Source organism: Vibrio sp. GJ43-1 (assembly GCF_055808835.1).
Genome location: NZ_CM147885.1, coordinates 1,000,231 through 1,016,007, shown reverse-complemented (window position 1 = coordinate 1,016,007; position 15,777 = coordinate 1,000,231). Strand labels below are relative to the sequence as shown.

Below are 15,777 nucleotides of genomic sequence, written 5' to 3'. Positions count from 1 at the left end.
GCACACTCCCACTTGAGTTAACATGTCTCGATAAAAAGGCGCTGCATTAACAGCGCCTTTTCGTTTTTAATGCCAATGAGGCATAACATTAACGTCACCACACGTTAAAATCACAACGCTGGTCACTATTTAAGGCTTCACTTTTCTTATCACAGCAACGCCCGTTAATAGCCAGATCCAGAGCCAATGAACACTACCCCCACCGTCTGATGAACCACCAGACGCAAACGTACCTCCGGTATACACCACTCGACCATACTGAGCGATATAATCTTGTCTTGCGAGATCATTCGACACGTAATATGGTGATTCAAAACCATTCAGCACACTGGTGATCCAACTACGATAGTCGCTGATTTCAGTATACACTGCCGTCACCGCCGAACTGCTGTCACCGCAGGTGGATGGGCCAAAACTCGTGATGCCGACTTGAGTTTGTACGCCGCCATCATCCCAATAAATTGGTCCACCGGAATCCCCTTGGCATGTACCCGCTTTTAAGCCTGTCGATGGACTGACTGCGCCAGTGAAACACACTTGCTTATCCGTCAAATTTCCACCATTTCTGAAGTTGGCTCCACACACTGAATTATTGACCCACACCAAATTCGCTCGCTGCAAGATGTTTGTTCCTTCAACATTGGAACGTACGTTACCATGTCCGACGGCGGTAAAAGTATAGCTTGAAGAGCGGTAACGGTCAGAAGAGGCGAGCGTCGCAGCAGTGCCAGAAGACGTTGACGTTTCTAATTTAAGCACTGCCACGTCATCAGGCAGCAGAGCGGTAATATTATTTGAAAAGCTTGGGTGAATATACACTTCAACCACGCGTCTTCGATCTGAATTGAGAAAGTTGCTCTCATTTTCTAACATTGGCAGCACCGTGGTAAATAGGCCAGCCGCAAGATCGCCTTGAATACAATGAGCAGCGGTGAGGACATGATCCGAGTCGAGTAGCGTCCCGCCACAATAGGCCCCGCCCGAGTAGCGACCATCATACTCCGTAGAATCGATATATAGACCAACGTAGGAGGGGTAATCCGCCACGTTGGCATTCTCACCATTGACAATCATAGGAGCGATATCAACATCGGCAGCATGAATAGGAAACACACCGAATGCACAAACAGATAGCAGTGCTTTCAGAGTTATCCTGCGAGTGTGCCTTTTCAACATCCTTGCCATATAAAGCCCCCTCTATACAAATATACACATCACAAATTGGATAGTTTGTTGTGTTTTCATTAACAGTATAGAAAGAAAAAAGCTGAAAAGGATGGAGAAAACCCTCTCTAAGCCCGTTTAACAGAACTTACTGAGCAAGTATCATTTTTAAGAATGGTATCTAAGCGGTGTGGCTGCTGGCTACGCGCTTATATTTAGAATAGAAAACAAAGTACCCCGTAGCCACAGTGCGCTACGAGGTCGATATAAAAAAAAGAATCAAATGTGACTTGGCTTAACGCTACGCTCTCTCTTCCAGCCAAAAAGTGTGAGCATCAACAACGCAAATAGAGACATAGCTCCACCACCAGAGCCACTGGATGCACTACTACCATTCGGGCTAATATCAAGCCCTTGGCTAATCAAATATGCCCTTCTCTTTTCATCTGTCGATACGTAAGTCGGTACTACTTGTCCATTCAAGACATCCGTTATCCAATCAGAGTAATCGGCAACTTCGGTAAATACCGAAGTGACACCTCGCTCAGTATCGCCACATTTGGCAGGACCAAAACTGGTAATACCTACTTGAGTCTGTATACCGTTATTATCCCAATAAATCGGACCGCCAGAATCGCCTTGACAGGTCCCAGCAAGTAAGTCATTTGCGACAGAATAATCACCAGTAAAACAAAGATGGAAGCTTTCTAGGTAACTTCCGTCAATAAATTCTCCCGCGCAGACATCGTTAGCGACCCAATTCAGATCAACCTTTTGTAACCACTGAGTACCATCGAAATATGACTTAGTATTACCGTGACCAACCGCAGTAAATACATTACCACCGCTGCGGTAACTTTCATCCTCAGGAAGAACAAGCGCCTTACCATTGCTGAGTGCTGAGTCAAGCTTTAATATTGCGATATCATTGGGTAACAACTGATAAATATCGTTTCGATAATCCGAAGGGTGATAGATCGCTACCACTCTTTTTTTCTGTGTACATATACATATAGTCACTTTCATACTGCAACATGGGCGTAACCATAGTAAAAAGTTGTGCCTCCGCATCACCATAAATACAGTGAGCAGCTGTAAGTACATACTGCTCATTAAGTAATGTCCCCCCACAATATGGTGTCTCTATATAGAAGTCATAATATTCCCTAATATCAAAAAACAAGCTAACAAATGAGGGATAATCACTCACATTTGCAAACGAACCATTGACTATATATGGCGAAACTGCCACTGATGAGTGAATGGTCTCGTCAGCAGCCACATTTAAGGCTAACGTTGAGAGCAAAATAGGAACTAAAGACAACTTACTGAAGATTTTAGCCACGAAATAGTTACTCCTTGTTGACTATCGTATTACATGTACTTTGATAAATTGATATCACCCAAAGCGATGCTATGCAAATGCCAAAAACTCCATCGCGAGCCAAGTCTCAATATGCACACTATGACTCAAACCCCTATCAATTAAAGTGCCGATAGTGTTCATTTTTACGTATTTATAGCCATAAAAAAACACCGCATAATGCGGTGTCTTCAAAATAACCACTGACTGTCAGCGGCACTTGTTATCCACGGTACTTTCTATTCAGGATACTGACTAACCACGATAATAACGCTGAGGCACAAACGGCATTTTCTCAACGGTCATTGCTAGCTTTTTGCCACGCACTTCTGCAAAGACTTCCGTACCCACTGCCATAAACTCTGTTTTCACATAGCCCATAGAAACCAAGCTTACCTGCGGTCGGCCCCGCAGTTCCACTGGTGACAACACCAATTTCATTGTCATCTGCATCAAATAATACTGCGCCTTCACGAACAGGCGCTTTAGTTTGCCCAACCAAACCAACACGCTTACGGCTAACCGCTTTCGTTTCTATTTGATCTAGAATGATATCCGCACCTGGGAAGCCACCAGCGCGCTCACCATCGGCGCGACGTACTTTTTGGATACCCCACAGTAAGCTTGCTTCTACTGGCGTCGTTGTCGTATCAAGATCATGGCCATATAAACACAAGCCGCACTCAAGTCTCAGTGAATCACGAGCACCAAGGCCAATCCATTCCACGTCTTCTTCAGCAGTAAGCTTGCGAGCTAGTGCCTCTGCTTGCTCCGCCGGAACAGAAATTTCGTAACCATCTTCACAGGTATAACCACTGCGCGACACAATGCAGTCTGCGCCCAGCAAATTAACGGTTCTTACATCCATAAACAGCATATCGGCAACTTCCGGTGCCAAACGCGCTAAAACTTGCGCCGCTTTGGGTCCTTGAATCGCCAATAATGCTCGGTCTTGAATCACTTCCATCTCAACGCCATCCGTAAGGTGTGCTTCGATATGAGTAATGTCTTGCTCTTTACATGCTGCATTCACAACAACAAACAGATGATCGCCAAGGTTCGCCACCATCAGGTCGTCCATAATGCCGCCTTGCTCGTTAGTAAAGAAAGCATAACGCTGCTTACCGACAGGCAAATCAATGATATCAACAGGAACTAATGACTCAAGAATCTTCGCGGCATTCTCACCGTGTAAACGCAATTGACCCATATGCGACACATCAAAAAGGCCAGCAGCATCACGACAATGTAAATGCTCTTTTTTTACACCCAAAGGATACTGTACTGGCATATCGTAACCAGCGAATGGAACCATTTTAGCGCCAACTTCAACATGAAGAGCGTGTAAAGGTGTCGTCAGTAGATCTTGAGTCACTTGTTCTTGTGCCATTTTATTCTCCGTGAGCTGTAATCAGCCGTTGTTTAACTTTCACGTCATCTTTATTAGCTCTAACGCTTTCGTCGCTAGAGCCCATTAATTTGCTTTAGAGCGTTTCTTGCCATGTATCATTAATAAACTCAATGATTAAAAATACACCTGCCAGAAACCTTGTTTCCTATAATAAACAAGAATGCGCCAATTTTTCATCATTAACAACATTCGAACAGATAGAAATGTGACATTTAACAAATCAATCACAAAACAAAAAGCGAACAAAGCCGCCTGTTTCACGTTTTTTTTGCCCTATTTGATGGGATTTATGTGCATTTAGCCACAAAAGCAAACGTTTGCCTTTATTATAAGAAACCTACCTGTTTGCTGACTATTTCGCCGTCACCCACAAAATATGCGCATCATCGTCGCTGACAGAAATCAGCATATGCCCCATATTGGCGTCATAATACACACTGTCACCCGCGTTCATTTCTACTCGGCTCATAGAACTCAGAAAAGAAGCGTACGGTGCCTGAAAGGATGAGTAAAAACTCTTCTCCATCATGACGAACCCAATCACTATATTCTTCAAAAGCACGCGCTCGGACTGTGCTTTTAAACGGCATCATTTTTTTATTAGAAAGCTGCGTCGCAAGCAACTCATGTTCATAAGTTGGCGTTGGGTGAGGTTTCCCCTCCCCTTGCTTAGTCAGGTCTCGGCGGCCAGTCGCCACTTTTTTCTTTGGTGGTTCAAAGAGTTGTGGCATATCTATTTGCAGGCCTGTCGCTAACTTCTGCATCGCTTGAAACGTTGGAGAGATCTGTTCATTTTCTATCTTGCTCAATGTAGAGCGTGCCAAGCCTGTTCGTTGACTGGCCTCTTCCAATGTCAGCCCCATTTTTGCTCGAATATCTTTTAATCGTTCACCTAGCTTAAGCGGTTCAATATGTTCATCCGCTGCGTCTTTCGCTAGCGTCAACGATGGGTACTCATCATAGATGTCTTCAGACATATTATCCCTCTAAATAGTCGCTTCCTTTATCCTGTCCACATTGTTGCATGAAGCGACTTATTCATTAAAGGTCATGGTCAAAAATAAAGCGTGCGCTGGTTAACAAAACTGGAAACTGTGTTTCCTATAGGAAATTTTTGATTGATTGTTCACGCCCCGCGAGGTATGTTACCGACTTGTTAGATGAAGAGATGCATTGACGCAATCAGTGAAGTGGCTCAATCCCACCTTAACTGAATGATTTAGTCCTAGTCATTGGGACCTATTCACGCTGCCTTTTTGAACAAGTTATTTTGTTCACGCAGTACAAAGACAAACGTTATTCAATCGTAAAAGAGCACCACATTACGAGCTCTACATAACAGATAGTTTGAATAATCGTCATATTGAATAAACGTCATATTGAACAAATAACGGAAGGTAAACTGCCATGACTGCTCAGTACCTAAAAGGCTACCAAAGCCATAGCTTAGAAAACTTTTTCTCAACCAATCTTTCAGCGACTGACGACGCCGTTTTCACTGGCATTCAAGCCGAATTTACTCGCCAAAATGAACAAATTGAGCTTATTGCTTCTGAGAACATTGTTTCCAAAGCGGTCATGCAAGCCCAAGGGACTTGTCTAACAAACAAATACGCCGAAGGGTATCCAAATCGCCGATACTATGGTGGCTGTGAACATGTCGACACCGTTGAAGCTATTGCTATCGAACGCGCTAAATCTCTTTTTAAGTGTGAATACGCAAACGTTCAACCTCACTCTGGCGCACAAGCTAATGGCGCGGTGAAACTGGCGCTGCTGCAACCTGGCGATACCATTATGGGCATGTCACTAGATGCTGGTGGTCACCTAACCCACGGAGCTCGCCCAGCTTTGTCTGGTAAATGGTTCAATGCCGTTCAATATGGTGTAGACAAAACCACGCTTGAAATCGATTATGACGCCGTTCGCGAACTGGCCATCGAGCACAAACCCAAAATGATCATCGCGGGCGGTTCTGCTATCCCACGCACCATCGATTTTGCTAAATTCCGCGCGATTGCCGATGAAGTAGACGCCATCTTAATGGTCGATATGGCACATATCGCAGGTCTCATCGCGACAGGTGCACACCCTAGCCCGCTGCCACACGCCCATGTTGTTACAACAACGACTCATAAAACATTACGTGGCCCACGTGGTGGCATGATTCTTACTAACCACGAAGACATCATCAAAAAAATAAACTCTGCGGTATTTCCGGGTTTACAAGGTGGTCCTCTCATGCACGTTATCGCCGCAAAAGCGGTCGCGTTTGGTGAAGCATTAGGGCCACAATTTAGTACTTATATTGATTCAGTGATCGCGAACGCAAAAGTTCTTGCTGAAGTATTGCAAACTCGCGGTTGCGACATCGTAACGGGCGGCACCGACACTCACCTGATGCTGGTTGACCTAAGACCAAAAGGCCTTAAAGGCAACAAAGCAGAAGAAGCGCTTGAGCGTGCTGGCATTACCTGTAATAAAAATGGCATCCCATTCGATACCGAAAAGCCTATGATTACTTCTGGTATTCGTTTAGGAACACCAGCTGGAACCACACGTGGTTTCGGCACTGAAGAATTTAAACTCATCGGAGAGTGGATTGGTGACGTTCTGGATGGCTTGGTTGAATCCCCCGAGGGCAACCCAGACGTTGAGCAACGCATTAAAAAAGAAGTGAAAGCCTTGTGCGCTCGCTTCCCACTGTACCAATAAAGAATAAACATCCTTAAATATTTGGAGATATAGCAATGGATAACACTTTGAAGTTTTCTGACAGCCATGAGTGGGTTCGTGATAACGGTGACGGCACCGTGACTATCGGAATTTCAGAGCACGCCCAAGAAATGCTGGGCGATGTGGTATTTGTTGACTTACCAGAAGTCGAAGACGAAATTGAAGCCGGTGAGAGCTTTTCTCTTGTCGAGTCTGTGAAAGCAGCATCTGATATCTACGCGCCAATCACTGGTGAAATTGTAGAAATCAACGAAGAGCTTGAAGACAGCCCTGAGCTTATTAACGAAGAATCTTATGAAGGCGGTTGGATTGTTAAAGTGAAGATGGCTGATGCATCTGAACTGGACAATCTTAAGAGCGCTGAAGACTATCTTGCGTCTATCGAAGACGAGTAAGCCAAGCACGAATCAAAGCTGCCCAATTTTGGGCAGCTTGTTTTTTAAGGGTCTCGCAGAGGATCTTTGAGAAGGTAAAGGAACCATGACTGAATTACTTAACACGCTAAGCACACAAAACGAGTTTGTTGCTCGCCATAACGGTCCGAATAAATCAGACCAACAAAAAATGCTGGATGCCATCAACGTCCAAAATCTTGATGCCCTCATCACAGAAACCGTTCCAGCACAGATCCGCCTAGAACAACCCATGACTCTGGCCGCACCTATGAGCGAGTCCGACATGCTGGTTGAAATGAAAAAGTTCGCGAATCTGAACCAAATCAAACGTTCATTTATCGGTCAAGGTTACTACAACACCTTTACTCCTAACGTTATTCTGCGAAATGTATTAGAAAACCCCGGTTGGTACACGGCGTACACGCCTTATCAGCCTGAGATTTCTCAAGGCCGCCTAGAAGCGCTGCTGAACTACCAACAAATGGTCATGGACCTGACGGGTATGGAAATTGCGAACGCTTCTCTACTGGATGAAGCAACAGCCGCAGCGGAAGCGATGACGCTTTGTAAGCGTGCTGGAAAAAGCAAAAGCAAAACCTTCTTTGTCGCCGATGATGTGCACCCACAAACCATTGAAGTCGTCAAAACCCGAGCAGAGTTCATTGGTTTTGATGTCGTCATTGGTTCACTAGATTCTCTAGCGGAGCAAGACGTATTTGGCGCTTTGGTTCAATACCCAGGTACAACAGGCCAAGTACACGACCTAACCGATATTATTGCTGCAGCGCAAGCCAATAAGACTTTAGTGACGGTGGCGACGGACCTACTCGCGTCAGCGCTACTCAAGCCTGCTGGCGAAATGGGCGCGGATGTTGTCATTGGCTCTGCACAGCGTTTTGGTGTGCCTATGGGTTACGGCGGCCCTCATGCCGCATTCATGGCAACCAAAGAAAAACATAAGCGTACCATGCCAGGTCGTGTCATTGGTGTCTCTATTGACAGCAACGGCAACCAAGCACTTCGTATGGCAATGCAAACGCGTGAACAGCATATCCGTCGCGAAAAAGCCACGTCAAACATCTGTACTGCGCAAGCTCTTCTTGCCAACATGGCGTCTTTCTATGCGGTTTATCACGGTGAGGAAGGTCTAAAAACCATCGCTCGTCGTACTCACCACATGACGGCGATTTTGGCGGCTGGCCTAACTAAGTCAGGCTTTGAATTAGCAAATAATAGCTTTTTCGATACCATCACCATCAACACTGGTGAGCAAACCGATGCGCTATTTACTGCGGCACAAAATGCTGACCTTAACTTACGTAAGTTAGATGGCAAGTTGGGTATCAGTTGTGATGAAACCACCACGGTTGACGATATTAACGCTTTGTTTAACGTATTTGGCGTAAACGAATCCGTTAACGATCTTTCTAGTGAAATTGCGGGCAACGAATTTGCCGCCATTCCAGAAAACTGCCGCCGTAGCACTCGCTACTTAACGCACCCAGTATTTAACACGCATCACAGTGAAACTCAGATGATGCGTTACCTTAAGCAGTTGGAAAATAAAGATTTCTCACTAACGCACGGTATGATCCCGCTGGGCAGCTGTACTATGAAGCTAAACGCGGCGGCGGAAATGATCCCTGTCACTTGGCCGGAATTTGGTTCCATCCACCCGTTCGCACCCTTAGAGCAAGCGGCTGGCTACACGGCTTTGGCACAAGATCTTAAAGAAAAACTCTGTGAAATTACTGGCTACGATGACTTCTCATTGCAACCAAACTCAGGTGCATCTGGTGAATACGCTGGTCTTATTGCGATTCAACGCTACCACCAAAGCCGCGGCGAAGGTCACCGTAACGTTTGTCTGATCCCAAGCTCTGCGCACGGTACCAACCCAGCAACGGCTTCTATGGTTTCCATGAAAGTAGTTGTGGTGAAATGTGATGATGCAGGCAACATCGACATGGTCGATCTTGCTGCGAAAATCGAAAAACATCGCGAAAACCTTTCCAGTATTATGATCACTTACCCTTCAACACACGGTGTGTATGAAGAGCAAGTAAAAGAAGTCTGTGAAATGGTTCATGAAGCTAGACGGTCAAGTTTACCTAGATGGCGCTAACATGAATGCACAGGTTGGCCTAACGACTCCGGGCTTTATTGGCTCTGATGTTTCGCACCTTAACCTGCACAAAACCTTCTGTATCCCTCATGGCGGCGGTGGTCCAGGTATGGGTCCTATTGGTGTTAAATCGCACCTAGCACCCTTCCTACCAGGTCACATCGAGAACGGTGTACAAGGCGAAGACTACGCCGTGTCGGCAGCAGACTTGGGCAGCGCGTCTATTTTGCCAATCTCGTGGGCTTACATCGCGATGATGGGTGAACCAGGCCTAACCGAAGCCACTAAAGTCGCGATTCTAAACGCGAACTATGTGATGGAAAACTTGCTTCCTCACTATCCTGTTCTTTACCGTGGAGCAAATGGCCGTGTTGCGCACGAGTGCATCATTGACATTCGTCCATTAAAAGAAGAAACAGGCATTAGCGAAGAAGACATTGCCAAGCGTCTAATGGACTATGGATTCCACGCACCAACTATGTCATTCCCAGTAGCAGGCACGTTAATGGTAGAGCCAACTGAATCGGAAGATTTAGAAGAACTAGACCGTTTCTGCGAAGCGATGATTGCCATTCGCAAAGAGATGACACAAGTGAAAGACGGTGTCTGGCCGCTAGACAATAACCCGCTCGTTAATGCACCGCATACTCAAGTGGATCTGTCTTCTGACACTTGGGAACGTCCGTACTCACGTGAACTCGCTTGTTTCCCATCAAGACAGGCGAAAGCGTCTAAGTACTGGCCAACCGTTAACCGAGTTGACAACGTCTACGGCGATAGAAACCTAGTATGTAGCTGCCCAAGCATCGATAACTATATTGATTAGGGTTTACGGTTGATCACAGATAACCAAGTTGGAAACTGTGATAACTGAGTTAGAAACCGATAACTAAATCGGAAACTGACTTTGAATAACAAAAGGCGAACCGTTTGGTTCGCCTTTTCTGTAAGTGCTATATTCTTTGCTACGATGATGTCGTATATCACTGCCCCCCTTTACGTTATCCACTCGAGACAAAGAATCACAACATCCCTAATTATTCAATAGCTTACCCATACTCAGCATTCAGTCGGCTGAGCGACGTTAAACCCACGGATAATATTGCACAGCGTAATTACGGCAAATACCGCTATCACTATCGATAAATGCCACGGTTTACTTAACCCCAGTTGCACCAAAGACATACTGACAATTGACGATACGATCATTTGGCCACCACCAGACAACGCTGCTGCTGCACCCGCTTGCTTCTTGTAGGGCAACATCACCATGGCCTGAGCACAAGGCATAGCAATACCGTTACCCAGAATCATGAGTAGCTGACCTAACATCAAGTAGACTGGTTCAAGTGGACATAGAAATAGCCAAAACGCGGCAAAAACATGAAGCACCGGAGTCCACAGTAGCATTTTTCTACTACCAATAATGGGGCGAACTCGATTGCAAAGTGTCGTGCCCAAAATCATACCCAGCGCGGGAATAAGCGCCCATAATGCGTACTCATCAGAATGCATTCCAATTTGATCTTGCATGATAAATGGCATTACCGAGACCGTTGTAATCATCAGACTAAAATTCAGCCATCCGACACTCGCAAAGCTCATAAAATAACTAGACCTAAGCAATTCACGGTATTGCGTGATCATCATTCTAGGGGAAGGAATCGAGGATTTTTCTGCGACGGTTTCTTTAAACTTAACGGCGATGACAACCCATGCCAGCGCAACGTAGCTAAACAGCGAAACAAACACCATGCTCCAGCCAAAGTGATAGTTAATAAAACCGCCTAAAACGGGCGCGATGACAGGGGTAATTGATGCCGCCATTGCAATATATGACATTGCCAATGGTAGTTGTGCACCGCTAAACTGATCGCGTGTCGATGCCCTAGCAAGTACGGCGCAACAACCCGTTCCCAGCCCTTGCAAAAATCGTCCAAACACCATACCTTCAAACGAGTGTTGCATAAAGATGATGAGCACTAAGCCAATAAGAGCAATCACAAGCCCACTTAATAGTACTTTCTTTCTACCTATTGCATCCGATATCGGCCCATACAAAAACTGAGAAGGCCCAAAACCTAAAAGGTAGATGCCCACCAGTAACTGAGCTTCATCAAGTGTGATATTAAAATCTTTCGCGATCCACGGTAGAGATGGAAACACCAAGCCCATGCTAAGTTGACCAACACTGATGATAAGGCAAGCGAGAAGAATAACTTTGTAGCGAATTCCTTTAGTCATTGATATTCCGTAGTAAATGGCAGAAACGGTAAAGCATATTGTATGATCGATTAGGCTAATCCACTGACGGTTAGCTCGTTTTTATAATAGAAGTCCTACTTACTGAGTACTTTCCCTTAAGATATCAGTTTACAGGTTTAAAACTTGAACATAGAGAGGTTAAAAAGGATGAGTCAAGCGGAACGCAATAAGGTAAATGAGCGAATATCCACTATTGAGGCTTTAGCGAAAGCCGCTGACTATTCATTGATGGATACGCTTAACCGCGACCCTGATGCCACTAGCACAGGTGAAGACTACCAGATCAGGCCCGTGTTTACTGGCCACTATGTTCCAGTTAAACCGACGCCAATCGCGCACTCTATTTATGTCAGCCACAGCCGCTCGCTTTTTCAGGAACTGGGGCTAGATGATGCATTTGCGCAAACTGATGCATTCCGTCACTTGTTCTCAGGCGAGTTAAGTCATGTTCCGAGTCCAATGAAGACGTTCGGCTGGGCAACAGGGTATGCTCTCTCCATTTATGGAACCGAGTACATCGAACAATGCCCATTTAAAACGGGTGACGGTTATGGCGATGGGCGGGCTATTTCTGTCTTTGAAGGCATTCTTAACAACCAACGTTGGGAAATGCAATTAAAAGGCGGTGGCACAACACCATATTGCCGCGGGGCCGATGGTCGAGCGGTGCTACGCTCGAGTGTTAGAGAATTTCTTGCGCAAGAATTTATGCACGCGTTAGGTGTACCATCAACGCGTTCCCTAAGTTTATTTGTATCGCAATCAGAAAGAGTCAACCGACCTTGGTACACGGATGGCTCACACTCGGACAATCCAGATATCATGGTGTCAAACCCTGTAGCAATCACCACTCGTGTCGCGTCATCATTTATACGAGTTGGCCAGCTTGAGTTATTTGCCCGTCGAGCTCGCAGTCAAACTCACCCTGATGCCATTCGTGAACTCGAGATGATAGTTAATCATGCAATAGAGCGCGAATATTCAGAACAGATAGACCAAAACGCATCAACTTCGCACAAAATACTCGCACTCGCGATGGCATTTAGAGATAGGCTCACCTCGTTAATCACACAATGGATGCGTGTTGGCTTCTGCCAAGGTAACTTTAACAGTGACAACTGCGCAGTGGGTGGATTCACGCTCGATTTCGGCCCATTTGGATTTTGTGAGCGTTTTGAACTTTATTTTCAACCTTGGACAGGAGGCGGGCGTCATTTTTCTTTTTTCAACCAACCGCTCGCTGCCGAGAAAAATTTCGAAAGCTTTTGTTCCGCTTTGATGCCGCTTATTGACTCAGACGCCGATACCATTGAGAAACTCGGGCGAATACAAGATGATTTTTCAACCATAATGCATGAGAAGTTAAGCGGTATGTGGGCGACGAAGCTCGGCCTTGAGAAACCCGACAGTGACCTTCTACGAGCGCTGTTTCAGTTAATGGTGCAGACCCACGTGGATTTCACCATCTTCTTTCGCCAACTGTCGCGTATCCCAAATGATGTTTCGACGTTGGAACAGAGCTTCTATACAACACCAGAAGAAGAACTGATGACACAATGGAAGGATTGGTTGAGTCATTGGCGAAGCCAGATTGACTCCTCGCTAAGTCTCGACGATTTATCAAAGCGAATGAAGCAAGTTAACCCGAAATATACGTGGCGTGAGTGGCTAGTAGTGCCCGCTTACAAACAAGCGGAACAGCAAGAGTTTGGGTTGATTCATGAGCTTCAAGCGATGTTGGAGAATCCTTATGGCGATCAGTCACAAGAGATTGAAGACAAATATTATCGGCTAAGACCATTGAGTCTGTTCGATGTGGGTGGCATAACGCATTATAGTTGTTCGTCTTAGTCTGCCCCTAAATCTGACGCTCAATAATGTAGAACCTACCGGGGTCAAATGTGAAACAAAAGGCATGACCCCCTGATTCTCTGATTCTCTGATTCTCTGATGAGTCGGTTACCTTACCGCCCACGAAGCCACTTCTATTCCTTTCTGTTACTTTCTCTCATGACCAACAACCCAACTAAGTGGCATTAAACTGCGATTTCCATTGACTCACTTCCATTACTTTTACTAATGCATAAGTAAAATATTTATCGTGATTAATATCACACTTTTTTATTGCTAGAACAACGTCGAAACTCTACTATCTGCGCCTCAAAGCCCTCATGGCTTTCTATCACCAAATTAACTTCACGCTATGACAACGAGAACCAAAAGAAATGGCACCCAAATATCCATTAGCTAAACTGACCTTTCTTATCGCCATCCTTACCGCTGTAGGGCAGATGACTCAAACCATGTATGTGCCGTCGATTGGACAAATGGCGCAAGAGTTTCGTGTCAATCCAGCGATGCTTCAAGCGGTGATGGCGTGCTACCTTATTCCTTATGGACTGTCTCAGTTTATTTATGGCCCTTTGTCCGACAAACTCGGCCGCAAGCCTATTATTATTGCAGGACTCGCGATCTATTTAATTGGTGCTCTCACCAGCCTATTCGCACACTCATTTGAATTATTTTTGCTCGGTAGCTTTATTCAAGGTGCCGGAATTGGCAGTGGCGGCGCAATGTCTAGAACGCTTTCTCGTGACTGCTTTTCTGGTGAAGAATTGCACAGAGCAAACAGCATTATTAGCATGTGCGTGATATTTTCACCTCTATTAGCGCGATACTAGGTGGCGTGTTGACTGAAACAATGGGCTGGCGATCAAGCTACCTGTTTTTAACCCTATTTGCCGTTGCTGTGGTGATCATTATGTCATCAAAACTTACGGAAACATTGCCAGCCGAACGAAGAACAAAAAGCTCAGCAATGGAAAACTATCGCGTTGTTCTGTCTGATAAACGATTCCAAGGCTATGTGATCTGCTTAGTAGCAACCTTTGCTGGTGTCGCCGTATTTGAAGCAGCTGCGGGAGTGTTATTTGCGGGCGTGCTCAAGCTGTCTGCCTTAACCGTAAGCATTTTGTTTGTGTTACCTATTCCTGGCTATTTGCTAGGTGCGGGATTCTCATCGGTCATCGCAAAACGCTACGGCAACCGTTCTGCGTTTAAGTTCGGATTGATTGCTATTATGATTGGCTCGATCGTGGTGTTAATTCCGGGTATGCAAGGTTCGACGGATGCTTGGACACTCACTATTGGCTCGACTCTTTACTTTCTCGGGGCGGGTGTTCTCTTTCCAGCTGCAACAACAGGGGCACTCACGCCATTCCCAAATCACGCTGGAACAGGTGGTGCGGTACTAGGGGGCATGCAAAATCTAGGAGCAGGTCTTACTACATTAGGGGCGTCAATTATACCTGCAACCAGCCAATTACCCCTCGGTATCATCATGCTGGTCATGGCATTACTCGCTATGTGGGGCCTGCATATCGCGAAACGAGATAATGGTCCGAATAATGCTAGTGATACAGTAATGGTTTAATCCGACTTAATTACTGCGGACTCTACTCAGCTTTATATGCCCAAATATTGCGGAGTAGAGTCCTATAGCGCGCTCACATTCAACGTTGCGCTATCGAGAAATCTAAGCGCCCTAGCACGCTTACTATTGCGTGTTCTCTCGCGATAGTAAGCGATACGACGAGCTAACGTCTCTTGGCTTCGTCGGTTATCATCCATATTCTAACAACACTCGTCGCAGATACGCATTCATGCGGCTGGAGCCTTCCAATCCACTACCTATCCAACATCAAGCTGCATCAAAAACAACACATAAAAGAGAAACATTTATATTACTTCTCGTGATAGCCATTCTCATCATCCTCTGTATCTTTCCTCTTTATCTCTTTATCTCTTTATCCCTTTATTTCACCGTTCACGATTAAACCAAACCGTTCGTCGCAATCTTTAAATGAATAACAAGCCACATTGTATTGTGGCTACATACAACGAAAAGAGAAGACATAATGAATGCTCGAACAACAAGACTAATATTACGATGGGTGCATATTATCGGTGCGTTACTTATTGGAACGGCGCTGTACTCGCCACTGAACTCTAGCCCAACCTTTATGACTCTCGTGTTATTTATTATTGTTCCTGTCGTGGCAATATCAGGAGTAGCAATGTGGAAACAAGGTAAATTGATGACACTCTTAAAGGCGAGATAGCGGTAAACACCCACTATATTAACTGTTCATAATATCCATAGGGCGCGTTCATTATCTTTATTAAACGCGCTCAACCCACAATGCATGATCCTCTACTCCGACCACGAAATCTGCTGGCTAGATTCTCCTTTCTCACGCACTGCAAATATGTATAATTAACAACCATCATTATCAGGGTCTCATTCGCAGCACTGATA

At 45.3% G+C, this 15,777-nt stretch carries 8 protein-coding genes and 4 pseudogenes; 6 read left to right on the top strand and 6 right to left on the bottom strand.

From position 1 onward, the window contains the following. Positions 1–129: 129 nt before the first annotated feature. From AC0L66_RS21910 to AC0L66_RS21890, 5 genes and pseudogenes are all read right to left on the bottom strand, one after another. Positions 130–1,185 (bottom strand): S1 family peptidase, encoded by a 1,056-nt coding sequence (locus tag AC0L66_RS21910; protein ID WP_473569374.1) that lies wholly within the window; start codon positions 1,183–1,185, stop codon positions 130–132. Positions 1,186–1,443: 258 nt separating this feature from the next. Next, on the bottom strand, positions 1,444–2,151 hold the full coding sequence (locus AC0L66_RS21905; RefSeq protein ID WP_473569372.1) for a S1 family peptidase: 708 nt from the start codon (positions 2,149–2,151) through the stop codon (positions 1,444–1,446). Further along, positions 2,090–2,509 (bottom strand): trypsin-like serine protease, encoded by a 420-nt coding sequence (locus tag AC0L66_RS21900; protein ID WP_473569371.1) that lies wholly within the window; start codon positions 2,507–2,509, stop codon positions 2,090–2,092. Before AC0L66_RS21900 ends, AC0L66_RS21905 begins: the two co-directional genes overlap by 62 nt. A 273-nt stretch (positions 2,510–2,782) precedes the next feature. Further along, positions 2,783–3,917: pseudogene (gene gcvT, locus AC0L66_RS21895) on the bottom strand (glycine cleavage system aminomethyltransferase GcvT). A 373-nt stretch (positions 3,918–4,290) separates the two neighbouring features. After that, positions 4,291–4,915, bottom strand: a pseudogene (locus AC0L66_RS21890) (helix-turn-helix domain-containing protein). 430 nt (positions 4,916–5,345) lie between these two features. On the opposite strand from AC0L66_RS21890, the gene AC0L66_RS21885 reads away from it, so the two are divergent. The 3 genes and pseudogenes from AC0L66_RS21885 (at position 5,346) to gcvP (ending at position 10,020) form a co-directional block, all read left to right on the top strand. After that, positions 5,346–6,653, top strand: a complete 1,308-nt coding sequence (locus tag AC0L66_RS21885; RefSeq protein ID WP_473569370.1) for a serine hydroxymethyltransferase — start codon at positions 5,346–5,348, stop codon at positions 6,651–6,653. Between the two features lie 35 nt (positions 6,654–6,688). Continuing rightward, positions 6,689–7,069: a glycine cleavage system protein GcvH gene (gene gcvH, locus AC0L66_RS21880; protein ID WP_473569369.1), complete on the top strand. Its 381-nt coding sequence runs from the start codon at positions 6,689–6,691 to the stop codon at positions 7,067–7,069. An 85-nt stretch (positions 7,070–7,154) separates the two neighbouring features. Further along, a pseudogene (gene gcvP / locus AC0L66_RS21875) lies at positions 7,155–10,020 on the top strand (aminomethyl-transferring glycine dehydrogenase). Positions 10,021–10,253: 233 nt separating this feature from the next. Here gcvP and AC0L66_RS21870 read toward each other — a convergent pair. Beyond that, positions 10,254–11,438 carry a multidrug effflux MFS transporter gene (locus AC0L66_RS21870; RefSeq protein WP_473569368.1) on the bottom strand — a complete coding sequence of 395 codons (1,185 nt, stop codon included), beginning with the start codon at positions 11,436–11,438 and terminating at the stop codon, positions 10,254–10,256. Positions 11,439–11,606: 168 nt separating this feature from the next. On the opposite strand from AC0L66_RS21870, the gene AC0L66_RS21865 reads away from it, so the two are divergent. The 3 genes and pseudogenes from AC0L66_RS21865 to AC0L66_RS21855 all read left to right on the top strand — a co-directional run bounded on the left by AC0L66_RS21865 (position 11,607) and on the right by AC0L66_RS21855 (position 15,580). After that, entirely contained in the window at positions 11,607–13,310 is a 1,704-nt protein-coding gene (locus tag AC0L66_RS21865) for a protein adenylyltransferase SelO family protein (RefSeq protein ID WP_473569366.1), read from the top strand. Positions 13,311–13,684: 374 nt separating this feature from the next. Beyond that, positions 13,685–14,892 (top strand): annotated as a pseudogene (emrD, locus tag AC0L66_RS21860) (multidrug efflux MFS transporter EmrD). 484 nt (positions 14,893–15,376) lie between these two features. Then, positions 15,377–15,580 carry a hypothetical protein gene (locus AC0L66_RS21855; RefSeq protein WP_473569364.1) on the top strand — a complete coding sequence of 68 codons (204 nt, stop codon included), beginning with the start codon at positions 15,377–15,379 and terminating at the stop codon, positions 15,578–15,580. The last annotated feature ends 197 nt before the right edge of the window (positions 15,581–15,777 follow it).